The following is a 21,343-nucleotide window of genomic DNA, read 5'->3' on the forward strand; positions in this document are numbered from 1 at the left end:
CGCACGCCGGTGAAGAGGCGCTTGCGGCTCCGCCGGCATCGCGATTTCCAGGCGACGCTCAGCGGCAGGCGGTTCTACAGCGGACGGGCCCTCGTGGCGTTTGCCGTCCCCAGCCAGGGCGCGGAGAGCCGGGTCGGGGTGACGGTCAGCCGCAGGCTGAAGAGCTCTGTCGAGCGGAACCGAGCCCGGCGCCGGCTGCGGGAGCTGGCGCGCATCAAGCTGCTCGGTGCTGATTCGCCGCTGCGCGACGTGGGAATACGATATGACGTGGTCCTGATCGCCCGCCCGGCGGCGCTGGAAGTTTCGTTCGCCGACCTGAGAGCGGAGGCTGATCAAGCAGTGCTCAGGCTCTCCCGGCTTGACCCATGACGAAGCTCCTGCTCGTTCTGATCCGCGGCTACCAGAAGTCGTTTTCCAAGATCCTCCCGCCGTCCTGCCGGTACTACCCCTCGTGCTCCCAGTACACGTACGAGGCGGTCGAGAGATACGGCTGGCTGAGGGGGGGATTCATGGGGGCGGCGCGGATCGCCCGGTGCCACCCGTTCGCCAAGGGCGGCTACGATCCTGTTCCCTGATCCACGTACTGCCGGCCGCCGATCACAGGAGTGCCTGACATTTTTCTGAGCGCCATCGTCCTTCTGAGCTCGGTCCTGGACGTGTTCAAGCCCATCAAGGACCTGTGGGATGCCGTGTTCGTGCAGAGCCTGGGCGGAGTGCTCGAGTACCTGTACGTCCACCTGCAGGCCGTGCCCCTGATCGAGACGATCGGTGCCTACGGCGTGGCGGTCGTGATCCTGACGGTCATCATCCGGCTGCTGCTGGCCCCGCTTCAGCAGTTCCAGCTGGTCACCCAGCGGAAGACGATGGTCGAGCAGCGCAAGCTCGCGCCCCAGGTCGCCGACCTGAGAAAGAAGTTCAAGAAAGACCCGCAGAAGCTGAACGCGGAGATGATGAAGCTGTACCAGGAGCACGGGGTCAACCCGCTGGGTGGATTGGTCGGCTGCCTTCCGCTCGTCGTCCAGCTGCCGATCCTGACCGCGCTCTACTACGTCTTCACCAACTTCGCCCGGGCGGCCCACCATCCCGCGCCGTTCCTCTTCATCCCCAACCTCAACGACAACCCCAACCACCACCTGCTGCTGGCCGGGCTGCCGATACCCGCCATCGCCTATCTGGTCTTCCCTCTCCTGGCGGCCGTGACCACGCTGGTGCAGTCGAGGATGCTGCAGATGCCGCCGCCGCCCAACCCGACGGACCAGGAGCTTCAGACGCAGCAGATGCAGCGGACGATGGTGTGGCTTTCGCCGCTGATGATCGGCTACTTCGCCCTCAACGTCCCCGCCGGCCTGGGCCTCTACTGGTTTATCGGCAACTGCGTCAGTATCATTCAGCAGGGCTTCGTGGTCGGGTGGGGAAACCTGTTGCCGGCGCGCCTCAGGCCGGCGCCGGCGGGCGCTGACCTCGGGCCGGGAGCCGGACCGAAGAGGGCCGGCGAGGGGCCCAGGAGTGGACCCAGACATGGACCCAAGGATGAACCCAGAAACGGCTCCAAACCCAGGAGGCCAAAGAGGTGAGGTTGCTATGAAGTCCGCTGAAGGCCGCGGCCGCACGCTCGACGAAGCCGTTGACGCCGCGCTGATCGAGCTTGGTGAGAGCCGCCGGAACGTCGATGTCAAGGTGCTCAGCGAGGGCGCCGACGAGACCGTGGTCGAAGTCAGCGTCATCGATCAAAGCGCCGGTGCGAGCGCCGGTGCCGCTCCCGTCAACGGCAAGGCGGACGCGGCGCGGGCCCTGGTCGAGGGCCTGCTGAAGCACATGGGCGTCCACGCGCAGGTGACCGTGCGGCCGGGCGCCGACCCGATCACACTCGACATCAGCGGTCGCGACCTCGGCACCTTGATCGGTTGGCGTGGCGAGACGCTGCGCGCGCTGCAATCGGTCACCAACGTGATGGTCGGCAGGCACCTGGCCGAAGGCGAGCGGATCATCGTCGATGTCGAGCGTTACCGGCAGCGCCGCGAGCACACGGTGCGCGAGATCGCCCTGCGTGCGGCCCGCCAGGTCAAGATGACCGGCGACGCGATCACGCTCGACGCCATGCAGCCGTTCGAACGGCGGGCCATCCACCTGGCGCTCGAAGGCGATCCGGACGTCACCAGCGGGAGCATCGGCGACGAGCCCGAAAGGCGGGTGGTCGTCGGACCTCGCAAGCCGGCGGCCGGCTAGGTACGAGCGGGTAGGGGCGGTTGCGGTGCCGAGCCGGGTCGCGGCTCAGCGGATCCGGAAGGCGATCGCGCTGATCAACTCGGTCGCCGACGGCGCCGGCGACGAGGAGATAACACCCACCGAGATCGCCGAGGCGATTCGCGATTGCCTGGAGCTGGGTGAGGTCGACCAGGTGGCCAACGTCCGCCGATACCTGGGCGAGGCGCTCGATGCGGTGTCCGACGGCATGCCGGCCGACTTTGTCGCGATGACCCTTTACGCCGCCCTCGGGGCGCTGCAGGAGGGGGGCTCGGCGGCATAGTCGAGCCCGGCGGCTCGGTTCCCTGGCGGTCCTATACTGGCGCTCCCATGGCCTCTTCTCATCGCGTCCACGTGCTTCAGGGAGGCGCCAGGCTCATCACCGCCACCATGCCGGAGAGGCTTTCCGCCAGCGTCGTCCTCATGTTCGGCGGTGGTTCCAGGCTGGAGGACGAGCGACTTGCCGGCGTCTCGCACTTCATCGAACACCTGTACTTCAAGGGCACGCGCCGGCGGCCGACCTCCAAGGAGATCGCCGATGCGATCGAGGGCATCGGGGGGTTCATCAACGCGTCCACGGACAAGGAGTTGACCGCGTACTGGACGCGCGTTCCGTCCGAGCACATGGATCTCGGGCTCGATGTGCTGTTCGACATCGTTTCGAACTCCAAGCTCGAGGAGGCGGACGTGGAACGCGAGCGGATGGTGATCCTGGAGGAGCTGAAGATGTACCAGGACCAGCCGCAGGATTACGTCCAGAACCTGTTCGAGGAGCTCGTCTGGCCGGGGCACCCACTGGGCCGCGACATCGCGGGCACGGTGGAATCGGTCAGCCGTCTCACTCGGGACGACATCCTGGAGTACGCGGACGCGCACTACCGGCTGCCGAACCTGGTGATCGGCGCGGCGGGCGCGCTGGATGAGGTCGAGACGCTCTCGGTCGTCCGGCCCCGGCTCACGCTTGCGCCCCATGCGGACGGCATGCTGCCCGCGCTCGCACCGGGGTCGCTGGACGGCGCCCACGTCCTCGTCCGCCGCAAGCGGACCGAGCAGGCACACATCTGCCTTGGCGTCCGCGCCTTCAGCTACCTGCACCCTGACCGCTACGCGCTGGATTTGCTCAACACGATTCTCGGCGAGGGGATGAGCTCCCGGCTGTTCTTGAACATTCGCGAGCGTCTCGGCCTCGCGTATGACGTGCACAGCTTCACGCAGAAGCACCGTGACACGGGCTACCTGGGCGTGTATCTCGGAGTGGATCCGAAGAAGGCGGCGGAGGCGGTGAACGCGGTGATCGCGGAGCTCGCCGGCTGCTGCGATCGCGAGGCGACGCTCGAGGAGCTCGAGCGGGCGAAGGAATTCACCAAAGGCCGGCTGCGCCTCGAGCTCGAGACCACCAACGGGGTCGCGTTCTGGCTCACCTACCAGGAGCTTTTGATCAACGAGATTCGAACGGTCGAGGAGGAGCTGGCGCTGGTCGACGCCGTGACGGCGGAGGACGTCAAGCGCGTCGCCAACGAGGTCCTGCGCTCACCGGTGCAGATGGCGGTGATCGGACCGTTCGTCCGCGACGTGGACTTCAGGACGGCGATCGGAGCCTGACCCGGCGGCTCGGCGACTCTAGCCCGCGAAGGTGGTCGCGCTCTCGAGCGTTGGCATCTGGGGGTAGATGTCACCGAAATGAGACAGGGGCCAGATGCGGAACCACGCGCGGCCGTCGATGCGGTCGCGGTCGATGGGCCCGAACACGCGGGAGTCCTGGGAGCGGTTGCGGTTGTCGCCCATGACGAAGTACTCATTGGGCGGGATCACCTTGCCGTCGGTGCCGTCCTGGGGCCAGTTGTTGAACACCGTCCACGCTTCGGGCAGGTAAGGCTCATCGAGACGGCGGCCGTTGATGTACACGGTGCCGTCCCGGATCAGCAATCGCTCGCCGGGTAGGGCGATGACCCGCTTGATGAAGTCCTTGGAGTTGTCGGTCGGCGGGCGCAGGATGATGATGTCGCCGCGCTGTGGCGCGTGCAGCCGGTAATCGACCTTGTTGGCGATGAGGTAATCGTTGTCGTCCAACGTCGCGAACATCGACAGCCCTTCGACATGCACCGTCTGCACGGCGAAGCTGATGCCGAAATAAAGGATGACCGCGAGCACGACGACTTCCGCGAGCTCGCGCAGGAGCGAGCCGCCAGTCGAAGCTTCGGTGGTGGCGGCTCCGGCCGCGCGCGGTTGTGGGGCGGCCATGAAATTTAAGAGACGAGCTTAGCGCAGACCCGTTCCAGCTCCTCGCGACTGGAGTATCGGAGCTCGACCTTGCCGCGGTTGGGGCTTCCGACCAGCTTGATCGGGAGGCCGAGCCTGGACTCGACGTCCGCGGCCATGGCGCGCAGCTCCGCCGTCGAGTCGGTGCGGGGTTTTTGGCGGGGGCGATAGGTCCTCACCCAGTTCTCGGTCTGGCGAACGGAGAGCCTGCGGGCGACGACCACCTTGAGGCCGTGCTCCTGCGCGTCCTGGCCCTCGAGGGCGATGAGCGCTCGAGCATGGCCGGCGCTGACCACGCCCGCCGCGACCGCTGATTGAACCGCGGCGCAGCCGCCGAGCAGCCGGAGTGACTGCGTGACCGAGACCCGGTGCCTGCCGATCTTCTGGGCAACGTCCTCGTGCGTGAGGCCGAACTCCTCGGTCAAACGGAGCAGGCCGCGGGCCTCTTCGATGGGATCCAGGTCTGCCCGCTGGAGGTTTTCGATGAGGCCGAGCACCAGCTGCGCGTCGTTGCCGGCGTCGGAGCGCACGACCGCGGGGACGGCGAGGAGCCCGGCGAGACGCGCCGCTCGCCAGCGGCGCTCACCGGCGATGAGCTCGTAGCCATCGGTGAGCCGGCGGACGAGCAGAGGCTGCAGCACGCCGTGCAGGCGGATCGATTCGGCCAGCTCGCTCAGCGGTTCGGCGTCGAAGCGCGTGCGCACCTGTTGCTGTGAGGGCCGGATCTGGTCGACCGCGATCATCTGCGGCACCAGGGCCTCGCCTTCGCGGGACATCGGGATGAGGGCGTCGAGTCCGCGGCCGAGGCCGCGCAAGCGTGGTTGGGTCATCGTTCCAAAAGCTCCTTCGCGAGGGCGCGATATGCGGCGGTGCCTCGACACGTGGGGTCGTATTCGATCACCGATTTGCCGTGGCTCGGCGCCTCGCTGATCCGGACGTTGCGCGGGATGAGGGTCTCGAGGACGTGGTGGGGGTGCGAGCGGCGAACCGATTCGAGGACATCCCAGGCCAGTGTCGTTCGCGCGTCAAATTGCGTCATGAGGATGCCGGCTATCGCCAGCTTGGGGTTGAGGTGTGAACGGACGAGCTGGTGCGTGTACATGAGGTGGCGGAGGCCTTCGAGCGCGAAGTACTCGCACTGGGTGGGGATGAGCATGCTGGTGGCGGCGGCGAGTGCGTTGAGGGTCAGCAGCCCGAGACTGGGGGGACAGTCGATGATCACGCAACTGATGCTCTCGGGCAGCGAGGACAGGGCCGTGCGGAGAAGAGTCTCGCGCCCGGGAAGGCCGGCCAGCTCGATCTCCCCACCGGCCAGGTCGATGTGTGACGCCACCAGCTGCATCCCGGCGATGCCGGTCGGCAGGGCCACCTTTTCGAGCGTCGCCTCGCCGGTGAGCAGGTGGTAGACGTTGAGGCGCGCGCGGGTGGGGTCCAGGCCCAGGCCGGAGGTGGAGTTGGCCTGGGGATCCAGGTCCACCAGCAGGATCGGGTGACCGAGCTCGGCGAGCGCCGCGCCCAGGTTGATGGCGGTCGTGGTCTTGCCGACGCCGCCTTTCTGATTGACCACCGCGACGATCGGACGGGCGATGGCAGCCAACATCTTGGGGTAGGCCTGCTCGGCTGATCCTATATCTGGTGCCATTCTGGGGATTCTAGCTCAGGGCTTCGGGGTTGCCTAGCCAGGTGGTTAAGGGTTGGCGGGCATGGCGGCGCGCCGGCGAGCCGACCAGATCGCGTACGCGGCGACGGCGACCAGGGCGAGCTCGACCGCGGCGGCGAGACCGATCAGCGAGTCGGCGATGCCGAGGCCGACCACCAGGTTGTAGGTGATATGGCAGACGCACGACGTGGTCGTGTTGGTGGACTTCCGGATCGCGCCCAGGCCGAGGGCGATGACGAATACGGACAGCGTATCGAGCGACAGGCCGTACTGGGTGTGGATCGACGTGAAAAGCACAGCCGTGGCGAGCAGGCCGAGGCGCGGCTGAAGCGCTCCCCGGAACAGGATCTCCTCACACAGCCCTGGCGCGATCGCCAGCGCGGCGATGCCGACCGGAGTGCCCAGGCCTCCAAACAGGTGCTGTGTGGTGACGTCCACCTGACGGGCCACCGCGGGCGTCCAGGCGTGGCTGAGGCCGCTCATTCCCTGGGCGAAGGCGAAAAAGGCGCCGGCGGCGGCCAGCGCGAGCGCCAGCTGCCACCATCGGGGGGCGACCAGCCCGAGCCGGGTGGCGGCCTGGAGGGAGTTACGCCGGATGTAGATGCCGACGCCGGCGGCGGCGAGGATCAGAAAGGGCGTTTCCTGGGAGATCAGGTCGGCCAGCGTGAGCGGCGGTATGGACCGATCCGAGGCGAGTACGTCCGTGAAGGCGATGGACGTCAACTGGGTGCCGAAGAGGATCACGGCGAGGACGAGGGCAAGGGCGTGGACCGGGCTGTCCGGGTCGATCGGCAGGATGCGGGCGACGCGCTCGCGGACTGGTTTGGAGGCCAGCGCCGCGGCGGCGACGGCGGTGACCATGATCCCCAGGTCCACGGCAAGCGGGCTGCGGCCGCCGGGGGCTCCGGCGCCGGCGAGATCGAGGGCGCCGAAGAGAAACGTCACCCCAGCGCTCAGGCCGGCGAGGATTCCGGTGGCGTGAAAGGCCCATCGCCTGCCCACGGCGGCGTTGGCCGTGATGACCAGGGGCAGCGGCGTCAGGACCACCAGCGCGCTGGCGGCGTCCAGGAAAAGCTGGTCGATCAGGCCTTCGAGCCCTGCTCGGGGAGGGGCCGCCGCCGGGAAGGGCCGCCGTCAGCTCCTCCCGCACCGATGTCGAGGAGCGGCCGGATCAGCTCGATCGGGAACGGCAAGATGACCGTGGTGTTCTTCTCGGAGCCGATCTCCACCAGGGTCTGAAGGAAGCGCAGCTGCAGAGCCCCCTGCTGGGACGAGATCACCTGGGCGGCGTTGGCGAGGGTCTGCGAGGCCTGGAACTCGCCGTCGGCGTTGATGATCTTGGCCCGCTTCTCGCGCTCCGCCTCGGCTTGCTTGGCCATGGCTCGCTGCATGGTGCTGGGCAGCTCGACATCCTTGATCTCGACCACGGCGACCTTGATGCCCCAGGGCTCGGTCTGCTCGTCGATGATCTTCTGCAGGTTCTGGTTGATCTTCTCCCGGTTGGCCAGGAGCTCATCGAGGGTCGCCTGTCCCAGGGCCGCACGCAAGGTGGTCTGGGCGATCTGGGAGGTGGCGTTGATGTAGTTGAGAACCTGGGTGACGGCCTTGCGCGCATCGATGACCTGGAAGTAGATGACGGCGTTGACCTTGGCGGTCACGTTGTCGTTGGTGATCACCTCCTGCGGCGGCACCTCGAGCGTGATCACCCGCAGGTCGATCTTCACCAGCCGGTCGACCCCGAACGGGATGATGAAGAACAGGCCGGGACCCTTGAGCGCGATGAGGCGGCCCAGGCGGAAGACGACGCCTCGTTCGTATTCGTTGGCGATGCGAAGGCTGGAGAAAACCACGATCACCGCCAGCGCGACGATCACGGCGACGACGGTCAGAGTGCCGACATCCACTACTTCTTCTCCTTGGTCTCCGGCGGCTCGCCGGCGACGACCTCCAATTCCAGGCCTTGACGACCGACGACGCGAACCGCCGTCCCCACCGGGATGGGACCCCCTGGGGCGACTGCCTTCCACAGCGCGCCCTGGATAAAGACTAGCCCCTCTGGCGCCAGCGCCTCGCGGGCCTCGCCGGTCGCGCCGACCAGCGCCTCAGCGCCCATGAACGCGGGCCGCAGGCGCGCCGCCCAGACCTTGCGGATGAACACGACGAAGAAGCCCAGCGTCACGGCCGCGGAGCCGGCGGCGGCGATCGGATTCACGCCGAGGCCGACCGGCCCGGTGTTGACCAGGAACGCCATGCCGAGAACGAGCGCGACGACACCTCCGACGCTGAGGATGCCGTGAGTGTTGGCCTTGAGGTCGGCGATGAACAGCAGGAGCGCCAACAGCATCATCAGCGCCCCGGCGATGTTCACCGGCAGGTTGACAAGCGACACGATGGCCAGGATGGCCGCGATGCCGCCGACGACTCCGGGCAGAATCGCGCCTGGGGTCGAGAGCTCGGTGATGATGCCGTATCCGGCGACGAGGATGAGAAGCGCGGCGATCGTGGGGTCGATGAGCGCGCTGAGGAACACCTGCCAGAACCCCATCGGCAGGTCGTAGAACTGGGCGCCCGCCGTGTGCAGGACCAGAGCGCCGCTCGGCCTGGGCACCGAGCGACCGTCGATCGCGGCCATGAGCGAGCCGGGGTCGGTCGCCTCCAGGTCGGCGACGTGCAGCTTGACCGCCTCTTCGGCGTTGATGTTGACGCTGTTCCGCACGGCCTGCTCTGCCCAGTCGGCATTGCGGCCGTGCAGGGTGGCGAGGTTGCGGACCCGGGTCACGGCATCGTTGAGCACCTTCTTGCCGAGATCTCCGGTTAGGTCGGCGCCGGTGGCCTGGATGGGATGGGCGGAGCCGATGTTGGTGCCGGGCGCCATCGCCAGGACGTCGGCGGCCTGAGCGACGAACAGCCCCGCGCTGGCTGCGCGAGCGCCGCTTGGATACACGTAGACGATCACCGGCACGCTCGAGTTCAGCAGGCTGGTGACGATTTCATCCATCGAGGTGGAGACGCCGCCCGGGGTGTTGAGCACGACCAGGAGGGCATCGGCTCGATCGGCTTCGGCCCGGCTGACCGCATTCGCCATGTAGGCGGCGGTGATGGTGTTGATGTCGCCGCTGAGGTCGGCCTGGTCGACATGCGGGGACCTCGCGGACGCGCTGAGCGGCAGGAGGGCGGCCAGGGCGAAACTGACAGCCCCAACTCGCAGCGCACCAACTCGGCGCATGTTTCGAGTATGGCAAGGCTGAGCTCGGGCTGCCGATGTAAAACGTGGAACATTCGGCGACCCGGTCCGGAGCCGGGGGGGGCGCCACGAGAGGGTCGTAAAATCCAGCGGATGGGGGCGCAGTCTCGGCGTGAGGAGCATGGCGGCTCGACCGGCCGGGACCATGTTCACGACGACGATGACGCGCTGCGGGAGCTGGTCCGGCAAGCCGCGATCGCTCGGCCCCTGCAACCAGGGGAACAAGACAAGCTGCTGGAGCTCTCGGCGCTGGGCGACCGGTCGAGCCAGGACCGGGTGGTCTCGGCCAACCTGAAGCTGGTCATCCGCCTGGCCGCCGGCCGCGGCGGACACGGACTGTCGGTTCCCGACCTGGTCCAGGAGGGTTCGATCGGCCTCGTCGAGGCCGTCCGGTCATTCGCGGGCAGTGGAGAGGGTGATTTCGGCCGCTTCGCCGAGCAGAGGATCGGCGCCCACTTGGATGCCGCCATCGCGGCCGAGGCGGCCGCCGTGCGTGATGCGCAGCTGCTGGTCGCCGCCGCCACCGACTACGAGCGCACCGAGCTGCTGCTGCGCCGCGAGCTTCACCGCCTGGCCACCGAGAACGAGCTCGCCGAGAAGCTCGAATGGACGGTGGAGCGCACCCGCTACGTCGCCCAGGTCGTGGCCGACGCCCGCCGGAGGCACGACGAAGAGCTGCTCGCCTTCATCGACCCAGAGGTCATCGACCTCGATCATGACGACGATGACGGCGAGCGGGTTGAATTTGACAGCTAGCGCGATCAACCGAACCGCCCTTTACGACCGCCACGTCGCGCTCGGCGGTCGCCTGGTGGATTTTGGCGGCTGGGAGATGCCACAGCAGTACAGCTCGATTCGCGACGAGCACCTCGCCGTCCGCAAGGTCGCGGGTCTGTTCGACGTCTCGCACATGGGCCGTCTCCTGGTCGAGGGCGCCGCGGCCGAGGCCTACCTGCAGGGCCTTCTCACCAACGACCTGGGCACGCTGGCGCCCGGGCATGCGCTCTACACCCTGCTCTGCCGGCCCGATGGCGGCGTCATCGACGACCTGGTCGTCTATCGCGAGACGAAGCACCGATTCCTGGTCGTCGTCAATGCCTCCAACCGCGCGAAGGACACGGCCTGGATGTGCGACCACCTGCCGCCTGGAGTGTCGCTTGAGGACCGGACGCGGGAGATCAGCCTGATCGCTCTTCAGGGCCCTGCCGCGCAGGCGCTGCTGCCGGGGGGCAGCTCCGACACCGCCGACATTCCGTACTTTGGCTTTCGTCCCGGTGAGGTGGCCGGGGTCAGCGCCCTGATCTCCCGCACGGGCTACACCGGAGAGGACGGTTTCGAGCTCTTCATCGACTCGAGCCAGGTCGGGAAAGTCTGGGATGCGATCCTGGAAGCCGGCGGCGCAGCCGGCGTCCTGCCCGCCGGACTCGGCGCTCGTGATGCCACCCGTCTGGAGGCCGCGCTCCGCCTTTACGGCAACGACATGGACGAAACCGTCAACCCTTACGAGGCCGGCCTGGGCTGGACGGTCAAGCTCGGCAAGGGCGATTTCATCGGTCGCGACGCCCTGGTCCAAGTTCGCGAGCAGGGTCCGCGAAGGACGCTGATCGGGCTCAGGACCGAGCCGGGCAGCATCCCTCGGCATGGCGCCGCGTTGATCGCTCAAGGCCGCCGCGCCGGCCTGGTCACCAGCGGCACCCACTCGTTCTTCCTCGGCCATCCCATCGCGCTGGCGATGGTGGAAGCCCCATCATTTCGTGTCGGAGACAAGGTCGCGGTCGAGGTGCGAGGCCGCGAAGCTCCAGCCGAGGTGGTCAAGCTGCCTTTCTATCGGGGTTCGGCCCGATCAGCGGTCGCCCCGGCCAAGCCTTGACCGGCATCGGCATCCAGCGAGTAGAAGGAGAATCGAATGGCTGACCGCCGCTATACCAAGTCGCATGAGTGGCTCACGGTCGACGGCAAGGAAGTCACGGTCGGCATCACCGACTTCGCCCAAGCCCAGCTCGGCGACGTCGTCTTCCTGGAGCTGCCCAGCCCGGGCCGGAAACTTGAAGAGCGCGAGAGCTTTGGGGTGGTGGAGTCGGTCAAGGCGGCGAGCGATCTTTACGCGCCCGTGGCGGGCCGGATCACGGCCGTCAACGACCAGCTCAGCGCCAATCCCGAGCTGCTCAACTCCGATCCATATGGCGAGGGCTGGATCCTCAAGCTCGAGCTGTCGGGAGACCTGCCCTCCGATCTCCTCGACGAGGCGGGTTACAAGAAGGTGACGGAGGCCTCGGCCGGCTAAGTGATCCACTGATGCCGTACCTCGTCCACTCCCCCGAAGATCGCGCGGCCATGCTGGCGGCCATCGGCGTCCAGTCGATGGACGAGCTGCTGGTCGACATCCCACGGTCGCTGCGGCTCCCGGCGCTCGAGCTTCCGGCCGGCCTTTCGGAGTTCGAGACGATGGCCCAAATCGCTTCGCTTGCGGCTCGCAACCGGGTCTTTCCCGACCGGCTGACGTTCCGCGGCGGTGGGATTTATCGCCGGTTCATCCCGGCCGCTGTGGCCGCGGTCACCTCCAAGCCCGAGTTCTACACCGCCTACACGCCCTATCAGCCCGAGGCGAGCCAGGGCACGCTGCAGGCGATCTTTGAATTCCAGACGCTGATCGCTGAGCTGACCGCGCTCGACGTCGCCAACGCCTCGCTGTATGACGGCGCCACGGCCGTCGCCGAGGCGGCGATGATGGCTCACATCCACACGGGACGCGACGAGGTCCTGGTGTCGGGATACCTGCACCCCGAGTACGCGGAGGTCCTGCGGGCTTTCAGCGAGGGTCGGGGCATCAAGGTGCGGAAGGGAACCGAGCCGACGGCGAAGACCGCGGCGGTGATCTACCAGCAGCCGGACTTCCTCGGCCTGGTGGTCGACGCGCCCGGGTTGACACAGGCGGCGCATCGAGCCGGAGCGCTGGCCATCGCGTGCGTCGACCCGATCAGCCTCGCCCTCCTGGCTCCTCCCGGTGAGTACGGCGCCGACATCGCGGTGGGCGAGGGGCAGCAGCTGGGCCTCAGCCCGAGCTACGGCGGTCCGCACGTCGGCTTCATCGCGTGCCGCAAGGAGCTCGTGCGCCGCCTGCCAGGACGTCTTGTCGGCACCTCGCACGATGCCGGCGGGCGCCGCGGGTTCGTGCTCGCGCTGGCCGCCCGCGAGCAGCACATCAGGCGGGAGAAGGCGACCTCCAATGTCTGCACCAACCACTCGCTTTGCGCCCTGGCCGCCAGCGTCTACATGACCTACATGGGCCCGGATGGGCTGCGTCAGGTCGCCGAGGTCGGCTTCAAGCGCGCGCATGCCCTGGCCGAGCGGCTCGCCGGCCTGCCCGGATGGGAGCCGGCGTTCCCCGAGCGTCAATTCATCAACGAATTCCCGATGCGCGTGCCCAAGGGACCGGCGGTGATCAGGAAGCTTGCCCGCAAGGGCATTCTGGGCGGCCTCGACGTGCATCGCTGGTTTCGTGAGCTCAAAGGCGTGCTCACGTTCACCTGCACCGAGGTCAACGACGCCCGGGCGCTCGACGAGCTGGTGGCGGTGCTGGAATCGTGAGCGAGCCGCTGAGCTTCGAAAAGAGCCGTCCCCACGCTCAGGGACCGCGCCTGCCTGACGCCGAGGTCGTCGCGCCCGAACCCGCCGAACTCCTCCCGCGAGACCTCCTGCGTGCCAAACCTCCACGGCTGCCGCGGCTCAGCGAGCCCGAGATCATGCGCCACTACAGCCGCCTGGCCTCCCTCAACTACTCGATCAGCGAGCAGTTCTATCCGCTGGGCAGCTGCACGATGAAATACAACCCGGTCGTCAACGAGGCCGCCGCGGCCCTGCCCGGGTTCGCCGGCCTCCATCCGTACCAGGACGAGGACACGGTGCAGGGGGCGCTCGAGCTCATGTGGCGCCTCGAGCGCGCGCTGTGCGCCGTGGTCGGGGTGGATCGCGTCACGCTCCAGCCGGCGGCCGGGGCCCACGGCGAGTGGACGGCGCTGCGGATGATCCAGGCCTACCAGCGCTCGCGAGGCGAGGCGCGCACGGAGGTCCTGGTGCCCGACTCCGCCCATGGCACCAACCCCGCCAGCGCCGCGCTCAGCGGCTTCCGCGTGGTCGAGGTGAAATCCGGCCCCGACGGCCGCATCAGCCTGGCCGACCTGGAGTCCAAGCTGTCGCCGAGGGTGGCGGCGCTCATGCTGACCAACCCCAACACCTTGGGTCTGTTCGAGAGGGAAATACTGGATATTGCGGAAATGGTGCATGCGACTGGTGCCATGCTGTACTACGACGGCGCCAACCTCAACGCCTTCATGGGCATCTGCCGGCCGGGCGACATGGGGTTCGACGCCGTGCACATGAACCTGCACAAGACGTTCACCACGCCGCACGGCGGCGGCGGCCCGGGGGCCGGGCCCGTGGGGGTGAAGGCGGACCTCGTCCCGTTCCTGCCGACGCCCACGGTGGAGCGCACCAACGGTCACCTCACCCTCGACTTCAAGCGGCCGCAGTCCATCGGGCGGGTGCGCAGCTTCTACGGCAACTTCGGCATGCTCGTCCGCGCCTACACCTACATCGTTGCCATGGGCGGTGACGGGCTCACCCAGGCCTCCCAGGATGCGGTGCTGGCCGCGAACTACCTCCGCAAGCAGGTGGAGGGCGACCTCGAGATGCCGCACGCGGGGCCGTGCATGCACGAATTCGTCGCCAGCGCCCGCAACCTGGGCAACGACGGCGTCCGCGCCCTCGACGTCGCCAAGGGCCTGCTGGAGCGCGACTTCTATGCGCCGACGGTGTATTTCCCGCTGGTGGTGCCCGAGGCGATCATGGTCGAGCCCACGGAAACGGAGAGCAAGGCCACGCTGGACGCCTTCGCCGCGGCGATCAAAGAGATCGTGGCGGAGGCCAGGACCAACCCGCAAGCGCTCCACGACGAGCCCCGAAGCCTGCCCGTCGGCCGCCTCGACGAGGTGGCCACCGCGCGGCAGATCAACGCCTACCTGCAAGGCCAGGCGGAAGATCCGGTTCTGCGCTGGAAACCCTCCTCCTAGGCTGAGCCGGCGCCCGGCGCGCCCGCGGCCCGGAGCCCTGGTTAAGGCCCGCCGGTGGCCGTGTTTGAATTCGAAATCGGGTAGAATTAGGGGCCTGAACCTCTGCCCAGTTGATCCCTACGAGTTCTCCACGCTGGGAGGGCCGATTCCCCGGTGATCGAGGCCAAAACCCCGCCCCCGGACCGCAATCACAGGCCCAAACCCCTAGGCGCGGACGTGGCGTACACCGCCGAGCAGATCCAGGTCCTCGAAGGCCGGGAGCACGTGCGGCGGCGTCCGAGCATGTACATCGGCTCGACGAGCTCGACCGGCCTGCACCACCTGGTCTACGAGGTGGTCGACAACGCCGTCGACGAGGCCCTGGCCGGCTACTGCACCAGGATCCTGGTCACCCTGCACGCCGACGGCAGCTGCTCGGTCGAGGACGACGGGCGCGGGATCCCGGTCGACATCCACAAGAAAGAGGGCCTTTCCGCCCTCGAGCTGGTGCTCACCCGCCTGAACGCCGGCGGCAAGTTCGGCGGCGGCGGCTACAAGGTGTCCTCCGGCCTGCACGGCGTCGGCGTCTCCGCGGTCAACTTCCTCAGCCAACGCCTCGAGGTTTGGGTCCACCGCGGCGGCAAGGTCCACCACCAGGAATACGAGCGCGGCGTGCCGCAAGGCCCGGTCACGGTCGTCGGCAAGACGGACCACACCGGGACGGTCGTGCGCTTCTGGCCCGATCCGCAAATCTTCCCCGACACCAAGCTCGATGGCGAGATCATCCAGCACCGGCTGCGCGAGATGGCCTACCTGAACAAGCGGCTCGAGATCGCGCTCGCCGATGAGAGCCTGGGCTTCACCAACACCTTCTATTTCGAGGGCGGCATCGTCTCGTTCGTCCGCGCCCTCAACCGCGACAAGGCGGTCGTCAACCAGCCCTTCTACGTCGACCGCGAGGTCGAGGGCACACAGGTCGAGATCGCCCTCCAGTACAACGACACGTTCGTCGAGAACGTCATCGCCTTCGCCAACACCATCCACACGATCGAGGGCGGCAGCCACCTCACCGGCTTCCGAGCGGCGCTGACCAACGTCCTCAACCGATACGCACGCAAGGCGGGCATCCTCAAGGAGCAGGATCCGAACCTCACCGGTGAGGACGTGCGCGAGGGCCTGACGGCCGTGATCAGCGTCAAGGTGCTGGAGCCGCAGTTCGAAGGCCAGACGAAGGGCAAGCTCGGCAACGCCGAGGTCCAGGGCCACGTCTCCATCGCCTTGACCGAAGGCCTGACCCAGTACCTGGACGAGAATCCGTCCGAGGGCCGGCGCATCGTCGAGAAGTCGCTGACCGCGGCTCGCGCCCGTGAGGCGGCGCGCAAGGCGCGTGACCTGGTGCAGCGCAAGAGCCTGCTCGAGTCGAGCACCCTGCCCGGCAAGCTCGCGGACTGCTCGGAGCGCGATCCCGCTCACTGTGAGCTCTACATCGTCGAAGGCGACTCCGCCGGCGGCACCGCCAAGGGCGGCCGCGACCGCAGGACGCAGGCCATCCTGCCGCTGCGCGGCAAGATCCTGAACGTCGAGAAGGCGCGACTGGACAAGGTCCTGACGTCGGATGAGATTCGCAACCTGATCACCGCGATGGGCGCGGGCGTCGGCGACAACTTCAACATCGAAAAGATCCGCTACCACCGCATCATCACCATGACCGACGCCGATGTCGACGGCAGCCACATCCGCACGCTGCTGCTGACGTTCTTCTTTCGCTACTTCCCGGAGGTCATCGAAAAGGGCTATCTCTACATGGCCCAGCCGCCGCTCTTCAAGGTGTTCAAGGGCAAGCAGGTGATCTGGTGTCACTCCGAGGGCGAGCGCGACAAGGCGACGCGACAGCTGGGCAAGAACGCCGAGGCGGCGCGCATGAAGGGTCTTGGTGAGATGAACGCCGAGGAGCTCTGGGAGACGACGATGAACCCTGAGACCCGGCTGTTGCTGCGGGTCGAGGTCGAGGACGCGGCGGCGGTCAACGACACATTTGAAAAGTTGATGGGCCCGGATGTCGAGCCGCGCAAGAAGTTCATCCAGGCGCACGCCAAGAGCGTCCGCAACCTCGACATCTGAGGCCGGTCCCGTCAGATGCGAATAGCCGTGGACGCCATGGGCGGGGACTTCGCGCCGGCTCAGGTCGTGCAGGGCGCGGCGCGGGCCGCGACGGAGTACGGGCTCGACATCTCGCTCGTCGGGCTGCCGCCCGCGGTGCAGCCGCTGCTGGACCGCCATCCGCGACTGCGGCTGGTGCCGTGCACCCAGGTCATCACGATGGAAGAGCACCCCGCGCAGGCGGTGCGGGCGAAACCCGACTCGTCGATATGCGTCTGCGCCCGGTTGTGCAAGGAAGGCAAGGTGGACGGCTGGACCTCGGCCGGCAACTCCGGCGCGATCATGGCCGCGGCGCTGCTCATCCAGGGGCGGATCAAAGGCATCGAGCGGCCGGCGCTGGGCTCGATCGTGCCGACCCAGGACGGCTTCGCCTACTTCTTGGACGTCGGCGCCAATGTCGACTCCAAGCCCGAATACCTGGTCCAGTTCGCCGCGATGGGCGCCGTCTACGCGCGCGAGATGCTCGGCCGCGCCAACCCGCGGGTGGGCCTGCTCAGCAACGGCGAGGAGGAGGGCAAGGGTGACGAGCGGGTCAAGGAGACGACCCGGCGGCTCAAGGGCGCGTTGCGGGGGTTTGTCGGCAACATCGAGCCCAAGGACATCTACGCGGCGCGCGCGGACGTCATCGTGGCGGATGGCTTCCTGGGCAATGTCGCCATCAAGATGGCGGAGGCGACTGCGGATTTCCTCTTCCGCAATCTCCGCGAGGAGATCCCCAAGACGGTGCGCGGCAAGCTGGGCGGGCTGCTGATCAGATCCGGCGTCCGGCAGCTGCGCGCCCGCATCGACTGGCGCGAGTTCGGCGGCGCGCCCCTGCTCGGGATCGATGGCGTGGCGGTGGTCGCGCACGGGCGCTCGGATGCCCGGGCCGTCAAGAACGCGATCCGGGTCACCAGGGATGCGGTGGAAAATCAGCTCGTGCGTAAGATTCGCGCAGAGGTGGGTAAGCCATGAAAAACGGCCGCACGCGCGTCGTGGTGACCGGAATGGGGACTGTTAATCCTCTTGGCAAGAACCTGGATGAGTACTGGGACGGCCTGATCGAGGGGCGCAGCACCGCCCGCATCGTCGAGAGCGCGTATTCGACCGAAAAATTGACGACGAAGTTCGCCTGCGAGGTGCACAACTTCGATCCCCAGGATTTCATGGACCGCAAGGCGGCCCAGCGCATGGCCCGCTTTTCCCAGATGGCGGTCGCCGCCTCCACCATGGCGCTGGCCGACTCCGGCCTCGACCTCGCCAAAGAGGACAGCTTTCGGGTGGGAGTCGACATGGGCACCGGGATCGGCGGCTTCATCGAAATGACCAACGGGGCGATCGCCTACGCCACCAAAGGGCGCCTCAATCCGCTGTACGCCCCCATGATCATCCCCAACATGGCCGCGGCCTCGGTCGCGATGGCCTTCCACCTGCGCGGCCCCAACACCACGGTGACGACGGCGTGCGCGGCCTCCACCCACACGCTCGGTGACGCCACGCGGATGATCCAGCACGGCGACGCCGACGTCATGCTGGCCGGCGGCGCGGAAGCCTCGCTCTGCGAGGTCGGGATCTCATCCTTCAACGCCATCCGGGCGCTGTCGACACGCAACGCGGCGCCGGAGAAGGCGAGCCGGCCTTTTGATCGAGATCGTGACGGCTTCGTCCCTGGGGAAGGCGCCGGCACGCTGGTCCTGGAATCCGACGCGCACGCCAAGAATCGCGGCGCGCGCATCTACGGTGAGGTGCTCGGGTTCGCCCTGACCTGCGACGCGTTTCACCAGGTCGCGCCGGACGAAACCGGAGAGGCGCCGGCGCGATGCGTCACGCTGGCGCTGCAGGACGCAGGTATCGCACCCGGCGACGTCGACTACGTCAACGCGCACGGCACCTCGACGCCGCTCAACGACGCGGGTGAGACGAAGGCGCTGAAGATCGCGCTCGGCGAGCACGCGCACAAGGTGCCCATCAGCAGCACCAAGTCGATGATCGGGCACCTGCTCGGCGCGGCGGGCGCGGTGGAGGCGATCGCGACGCTGCTGACCATCAATCGCGGCATCATCCACCCGACCATCAACTACGAAAACCCAGACCCCGCGTGCGACCTCGACTACGTGCCCAACCAGGCGCGGCGCAAAGATGTGCGCATCGCCATCTCCAACGGGTTCGGCTTCGGCGGGCACAACGCCGTGGTGGTCTTGAAGAGGTACGAGGAATGAATCATCAAAGGCATGGCATCGACCAGTGACTGACGAAAGCACCATCGGAACCGTTCTCGGCCGCAGCCTCCAGGAGGAGATGCAGAACTCCTACCTGGAGTACGCGATGTCCGTCATCATCAGCCGGGCGCTGCCCGAGATACGTGACGGGCTGAAACCGGTCCAGCGCCGCATCCTCTATGCGATGCATCGCGCCGGCGCCACCTCGGGCAGCCGGCATCGCAAGTGCGCGGCTTTCGTCGGTGACGTGCTCAAGCTGTACCACCCGCACGGGGACACGGCCGTCTATGACGCCCTCGTGCGCATGGCGCAGCCCTTCTCTCTCCGCTACCCGCTCATCGACGGCCAGGGTAACTTCGGCAGCGTGGACGGTGATCCGCCCGCCGCAATGCGCTACACCGAGGCTCGATTGTCGGCGATCACCGGCGAGCTGCTGGCGGACATCGACAAGCAGACGGTCGACATGGTCCCCAACTACGACAACACCGAAGAGCAGCCGGACGTCCTGCCGGCTCGCATCCCCAACCTGTTGGTCAATGGTGCCACCGGCATCGCGGTCGGGATGACGACCAACATCCCGCCCCACAACCTGCGTGAGATCACCGGTGGGGTCAAGCACCTAATCGACAACCCGGAGGCGACCGGCGAGGACCTGCTCGCCTTTGTCAAGGGCCCCGACTTCCCGACGGGCGGGCTGATCATGGGCACGGCGGGCATCAAGGCGGCCTACGCCACCGGGCACGGCCGCATCGTGGTCCGTGCGCGGCACACCTTCGAGCAGGCGCCCAACGGCCGGGAGCGGATCATCATCGACGAGCTTCCATACGCGGTCAACAAGGCGACGCTGGTGGCGAAGATCGCGGAGCTGGTCTCCGACCGCCGGCTCGAGGGGATCGCGGACCTGCGCGACGAATCCGATCGCCAGGGCATGCGGATAGTCATCGAGCTGAAGCGCGAGGCGCAGGTGTTCACCGTGCTCAACAACCTGTACAAGCACACCGCGCTGCAGACGACGTTCGGCGTGATCATGCTCGCCATCGTGGGCGGGCGGCCGGTCATCCTCGGCCTCAAGCAGGCGCTGCAGCTCTTCATCGACCATCGCCGCGACGTCATTCTCCGGCGCACCCGTTTCGACCTCGCGCGAGCGCAGGAGCGGGCCCACATCCTCGAGGGTTTGAAGATCTGCCTCGATCACCTGGATGAGGTGATCAAGACGATCCGCGCCGCCGCCGACACCGACACGGCGGCCACCGAGCTGCAGACCAAGTTCGGCCTCAGCGAAAAGCAGGCCAAGGCGGTCCTCGCTCTGACTCTCGGACGCCTGACCAGGCTCGAGCGCGGCAAGATCGACCAGGAGTACGAAGAGATCATCAAGACCATTGCTTACCTGGAGAGCATCCTGGCCAGCGACCAGAAGGTGCGGATGCTGATCAAGGAAGAGATGGACGACATGGCCAAGAAGTACGGCGACGATCGCCGCACCGAGATCACCGACCAGGAGCCGACCGAGCTCTCGGCGGAAGACCTCGTGCCCAAGGAAGACGTGGTCGTGACGCTGACACATCGCGGCTACACGAAGCGACAGCCGCTGCGGGTGTTCCGCGCGCAGAAGCGGGGTGGGGTCGGGCTCAAGGGAGCGCGGCCCACCGCCGGGAGCGACGCGCCGAGCGGCACGCGTGAGGAGGACTACGCCGTCCACCTGCTCACCACGCACACGCATGCTTCGATGCTTTTCTTCACCCAGAGCGGACGCGTGTTCCAGCTCCGGGTCCACGAGGTGCCGGAGCGTGAGCGGCAGGCGAAGGGCATGCCGATCAACAACCTCATCGACATCGGCTCGAACGAGCGGATCACCGCGGTGTTCGTGCGGCCGGAGTCGGAGACCGAGGCGCGCTACATGCTGATGGTCACCCGGAACGGTTACATCAAGAAGACGGCGCTGGCGGAATACGCCAACGTGCGTCGCAACGGGCTCATCGCGATCAACCTGCAGGAAGGCGACGAGCTCGACTGGGTGACGCCGACGAGCGGCTCGGACGAGATCCTCATCGCCACCCAGCTCGGCAAGGCCATCCGCTTCAGCGAGACCGAGGTTCGCGCGATGGGCCGCGACACGCAGGGCGTGATCGGCATCAAGTTCGGCAAGGGCGATTCTGTTGCCGGCATGGCCGTGGCCGCGCCGGGCGGCGATCTCCTGGTCATGACCGAGCGTGGCTACGGCAAGAGGACGCCGGTGTCGGAGTACCCGATGCACCACCGTGCCGGTCAGGGCGTCTTCACGCTCAAGGTCACGGACCGCGTGGGCAAGCTCACCGCCATGCGGGTCGTGAGCGACCCCGAAGAAGAGGTGCTCGTGATCAGCGCCAGCGGCATGGTGCTGCGGACCCAGGTCGGCGCCATCTCGCAAATCGGCCGGCAGACCCAGGGCGTGATCGTGATGCGCATCGCGGCTGACGACCAGGTGGTGGCGATCGCCCCGGTGGCCGCGATCGAAGAGAACGACACGAAGGAATGAGCCGCGAGCCACGGC

21 protein-coding genes and 1 pseudogene are annotated in these 21,343 nt (G+C 67.4%); 15 read left to right on the forward strand and 7 right to left on the reverse strand.

Features of this window, described 5'->3' with window-relative positions; genetic code table 11:
• The first annotated feature begins 9 nt into the window (after positions 1 to 9).
• Genes rnpA through EPN29_06255 form a run of 6 tightly spaced genes read left to right on the forward strand, consistent with a single transcriptional unit; the run spans position 10 to position 3,846 of the window.
• Complete coding sequence (rnpA, locus tag EPN29_06230) at positions 10 to 369, forward strand: ribonuclease P protein component (protein ID TAN33349.1); 360 nt, start codon at positions 10 to 12, stop codon at positions 367 to 369.
• Positions 366 to 575 (forward strand): membrane protein insertion efficiency factor YidD, encoded by a 210-nt coding sequence (yidD, locus tag EPN29_06235; protein ID TAN33350.1) that lies wholly within the window; start codon positions 366 to 368, stop codon positions 573 to 575. Before rnpA ends, yidD begins: the two co-directional genes overlap by 4 nt.
• A gap of 21 nt (positions 576 to 596) precedes the next feature.
• Positions 597 to 1,574, forward strand: a complete 978-nt coding sequence (locus EPN29_06240; GenBank protein TAN33351.1) for a YidC/Oxa1 family membrane protein insertase — start codon at positions 597 to 599, stop codon at positions 1,572 to 1,574.
• A complete protein-coding gene (locus tag EPN29_06245) occupies positions 1,519 to 2,226 on the forward strand; it encodes a KH domain-containing protein (protein TAN33352.1) in 708 nt (235 codons plus the stop codon). Before EPN29_06240 ends, EPN29_06245 begins: the two co-directional genes overlap by 56 nt.
• Before the next feature lie 25 nt (positions 2,227 to 2,251).
• The gene (locus EPN29_06250) at positions 2,252 to 2,527 is read left to right on the forward strand and encodes a hypothetical protein (GenBank protein ID TAN33353.1); all 276 of its coding nucleotides are present in this window, start codon (positions 2,252 to 2,254) and stop codon (positions 2,525 to 2,527) included.
• Positions 2,528 to 2,574: 47 nt separating this feature from the next.
• Positions 2,575 to 3,846: an insulinase family protein gene (locus EPN29_06255; GenBank protein ID TAN33354.1), complete on the forward strand. Its 1,272-nt coding sequence runs from the start codon at positions 2,575 to 2,577 to the stop codon at positions 3,844 to 3,846.
• Between the two features lie 18 nt (positions 3,847 to 3,864).
• Here EPN29_06255 and lepB read toward each other — a convergent pair whose 3' ends face one another.
• The 6 genes from lepB to EPN29_06285 form a co-directional block, all read right to left on the reverse strand.
• Entirely contained in the window at positions 3,865 to 4,485 is a 621-nt protein-coding gene (gene lepB, locus EPN29_06260; GenBank protein ID TAN33355.1) for a signal peptidase I, read from the reverse strand.
• Positions 4,486 to 4,490: 5 nt separating this feature from the next.
• Positions 4,491 to 5,333: a ParB/RepB/Spo0J family partition protein gene (locus EPN29_06265; protein TAN33356.1), complete on the reverse strand. Its 843-nt coding sequence runs from the start codon at positions 5,331 to 5,333 to the stop codon at positions 4,491 to 4,493.
• Positions 5,330 to 6,103 (reverse strand): ParA family protein, encoded by a 774-nt coding sequence (locus EPN29_06270; protein TAN33383.1) that lies wholly within the window; start codon positions 6,101 to 6,103, stop codon positions 5,330 to 5,332. The genes EPN29_06265 and EPN29_06270 overlap by 4 nt, the downstream gene beginning before the upstream one ends.
• An 87-nt stretch (positions 6,104 to 6,190) precedes the next feature.
• Positions 6,191 to 7,210 carry a CPBP family intramembrane metalloprotease gene (locus EPN29_06275; protein ID TAN33357.1) on the reverse strand — a complete coding sequence of 340 codons (1,020 nt, stop codon included), beginning with the start codon at positions 7,208 to 7,210 and terminating at the stop codon, positions 6,191 to 6,193.
• A 35-nt stretch (positions 7,211 to 7,245) separates the two neighbouring features.
• Positions 7,246 to 8,052: a slipin family protein gene (locus EPN29_06280; protein ID TAN33384.1), complete on the reverse strand. Its 807-nt coding sequence runs from the start codon at positions 8,050 to 8,052 to the stop codon at positions 7,246 to 7,248.
• 14 nt (positions 8,053 to 8,066) lie between these two features.
• Entirely contained in the window at positions 8,067 to 9,596 is a 1,530-nt protein-coding gene (locus tag EPN29_06285; GenBank protein ID TAN33358.1) for a nodulation protein NfeD, read from the reverse strand.
• Between EPN29_06285 and EPN29_06290 the strand changes: the two are divergent.
• Positions 9,006 to 9,818: pseudogene (locus EPN29_06290) on the forward strand (hypothetical protein). The gene EPN29_06285 and the pseudogene EPN29_06290 overlap by 591 nt on opposite strands.
• On the opposite strand, the gene EPN29_06295 reads toward EPN29_06290, so the two are convergent.
• On the reverse strand, positions 9,801 to 10,172 hold the full coding sequence (locus EPN29_06295) for a hypothetical protein (protein TAN33359.1): 372 nt from the start codon (positions 10,170 to 10,172) through the stop codon (positions 9,801 to 9,803). The pseudogene EPN29_06290 and the gene EPN29_06295 overlap by 18 nt on opposite strands.
• Here EPN29_06295 and gcvT point away from each other — a divergent pair.
• From gcvT to gyrA, 8 genes are all read left to right on the forward strand, one after another.
• The gene (gene gcvT / locus EPN29_06300; protein ID TAN33360.1) at positions 10,132 to 11,277 is read left to right on the forward strand and encodes a glycine cleavage system aminomethyltransferase GcvT; all 1,146 of its coding nucleotides are present in this window, start codon (positions 10,132 to 10,134) and stop codon (positions 11,275 to 11,277) included. The genes EPN29_06295 and gcvT overlap by 41 nt on opposite strands.
• A 36-nt stretch (positions 11,278 to 11,313) precedes the next feature.
• Positions 11,314 to 11,691, forward strand: a complete 378-nt coding sequence (gcvH, locus tag EPN29_06305) for a glycine cleavage system protein GcvH (GenBank protein ID TAN33361.1) — start codon at positions 11,314 to 11,316, stop codon at positions 11,689 to 11,691.
• 11 nt (positions 11,692 to 11,702) lie between these two features.
• Entirely contained in the window at positions 11,703 to 12,995 is a 1,293-nt protein-coding gene (locus tag EPN29_06310) for an aminomethyl-transferring glycine dehydrogenase subunit GcvPA (GenBank protein ID TAN33362.1), read from the forward strand.
• Positions 12,992 to 14,476 (forward strand): glycine dehydrogenase subunit 2, encoded by a 1,485-nt coding sequence (locus EPN29_06315; protein ID TAN33363.1) that lies wholly within the window; start codon positions 12,992 to 12,994, stop codon positions 14,474 to 14,476. The genes EPN29_06310 and EPN29_06315 overlap by 4 nt, the downstream gene beginning before the upstream one ends.
• Before the next feature lie 216 nt (positions 14,477 to 14,692).
• On the forward strand, positions 14,693 to 16,576 hold the full coding sequence (gene gyrB / locus EPN29_06320) for a DNA topoisomerase (ATP-hydrolyzing) subunit B (GenBank protein TAN33364.1): 1,884 nt from the start codon (positions 14,693 to 14,695) through the stop codon (positions 16,574 to 16,576).
• A gap of 15 nt (positions 16,577 to 16,591) precedes the next feature.
• Complete coding sequence (gene plsX, locus EPN29_06325) at positions 16,592 to 17,569, forward strand: phosphate acyltransferase PlsX (GenBank protein TAN33365.1); 978 nt, start codon at positions 16,592 to 16,594, stop codon at positions 17,567 to 17,569.
• Complete coding sequence (gene fabF, locus EPN29_06330; protein ID TAN33366.1) at positions 17,566 to 18,813, forward strand: beta-ketoacyl-[acyl-carrier-protein] synthase II; 1,248 nt, start codon at positions 17,566 to 17,568, stop codon at positions 18,811 to 18,813. The genes plsX and fabF overlap by 4 nt, the downstream gene beginning before the upstream one ends.
• Positions 18,814 to 18,892: 79 nt before the next feature.
• Positions 18,893 to 21,328, forward strand: a complete 2,436-nt coding sequence (gene gyrA / locus EPN29_06335) for a DNA gyrase subunit A (protein ID TAN33385.1) — start codon at positions 18,893 to 18,895, stop codon at positions 21,326 to 21,328.
• Positions 21,329 to 21,343: the final 15 nt, after the last annotated feature.

The sequence above is a fragment of the bacterium genome, from assembly GCA_004299235.1.
Lineage (GTDB): Bacteria > Chloroflexota > Dormibacteria > Dormibacterales > Dormibacteraceae > SCQL01.

What these genes read in the sequence shown, in the direction of transcription:
- yidD (TAN33350.1), top strand. Translation starts at nt 366, where the DNA reads ATGACGAAGCTCCTGCTCGTTCTGATCCGCGGCTACCAGAAGTCGTTT.
- EPN29_06245 (TAN33352.1), top strand. Translation starts at nt 1,519, where the DNA reads ATGGACCCAAGGATGAACCCAGAAACGGCTCCAAACCCAGGAGGCCAA.
- EPN29_06255 (TAN33354.1), top strand. Translation starts at nt 2,575, where the DNA reads ATGGCCTCTTCTCATCGCGTCCACGTGCTTCAGGGAGGCGCCAGGCTC.
- lepB (TAN33355.1), bottom strand. Translation starts at nt 4,485, where the DNA reads ATGGCCGCCCCACAACCGCGCGCGGCCGGAGCCGCCACCACCGAAGCT.
- EPN29_06265 (TAN33356.1), bottom strand. Translation starts at nt 5,333, where the DNA reads ATGACCCAACCACGCTTGCGCGGCCTCGGCCGCGGACTCGACGCCCTC.
- EPN29_06270 (TAN33383.1), bottom strand. Translation starts at nt 6,103, where the DNA reads ATGTTGGCTGCCATCGCCCGTCCGATCGTCGCGGTGGTCAATCAGAAA.
- gcvT (TAN33360.1), top strand. Translation starts at nt 10,132, where the DNA reads ATGACGGCGAGCGGGTTGAATTTGACAGCTAGCGCGATCAACCGAACC.
- gcvH (TAN33361.1), top strand. Translation starts at nt 11,314, where the DNA reads ATGGCTGACCGCCGCTATACCAAGTCGCATGAGTGGCTCACGGTCGAC.
- EPN29_06310 (TAN33362.1), top strand. Translation starts at nt 11,703, where the DNA reads ATGCCGTACCTCGTCCACTCCCCCGAAGATCGCGCGGCCATGCTGGCG.
- plsX (TAN33365.1), top strand. Translation starts at nt 16,592, where the DNA reads ATGCGAATAGCCGTGGACGCCATGGGCGGGGACTTCGCGCCGGCTCAG.
- fabF (TAN33366.1), top strand. Translation starts at nt 17,566, where the DNA reads ATGAAAAACGGCCGCACGCGCGTCGTGGTGACCGGAATGGGGACTGTT.
- gyrA (TAN33385.1), top strand. Translation starts at nt 18,893, where the DNA reads ATGCAGAACTCCTACCTGGAGTACGCGATGTCCGTCATCATCAGCCGG.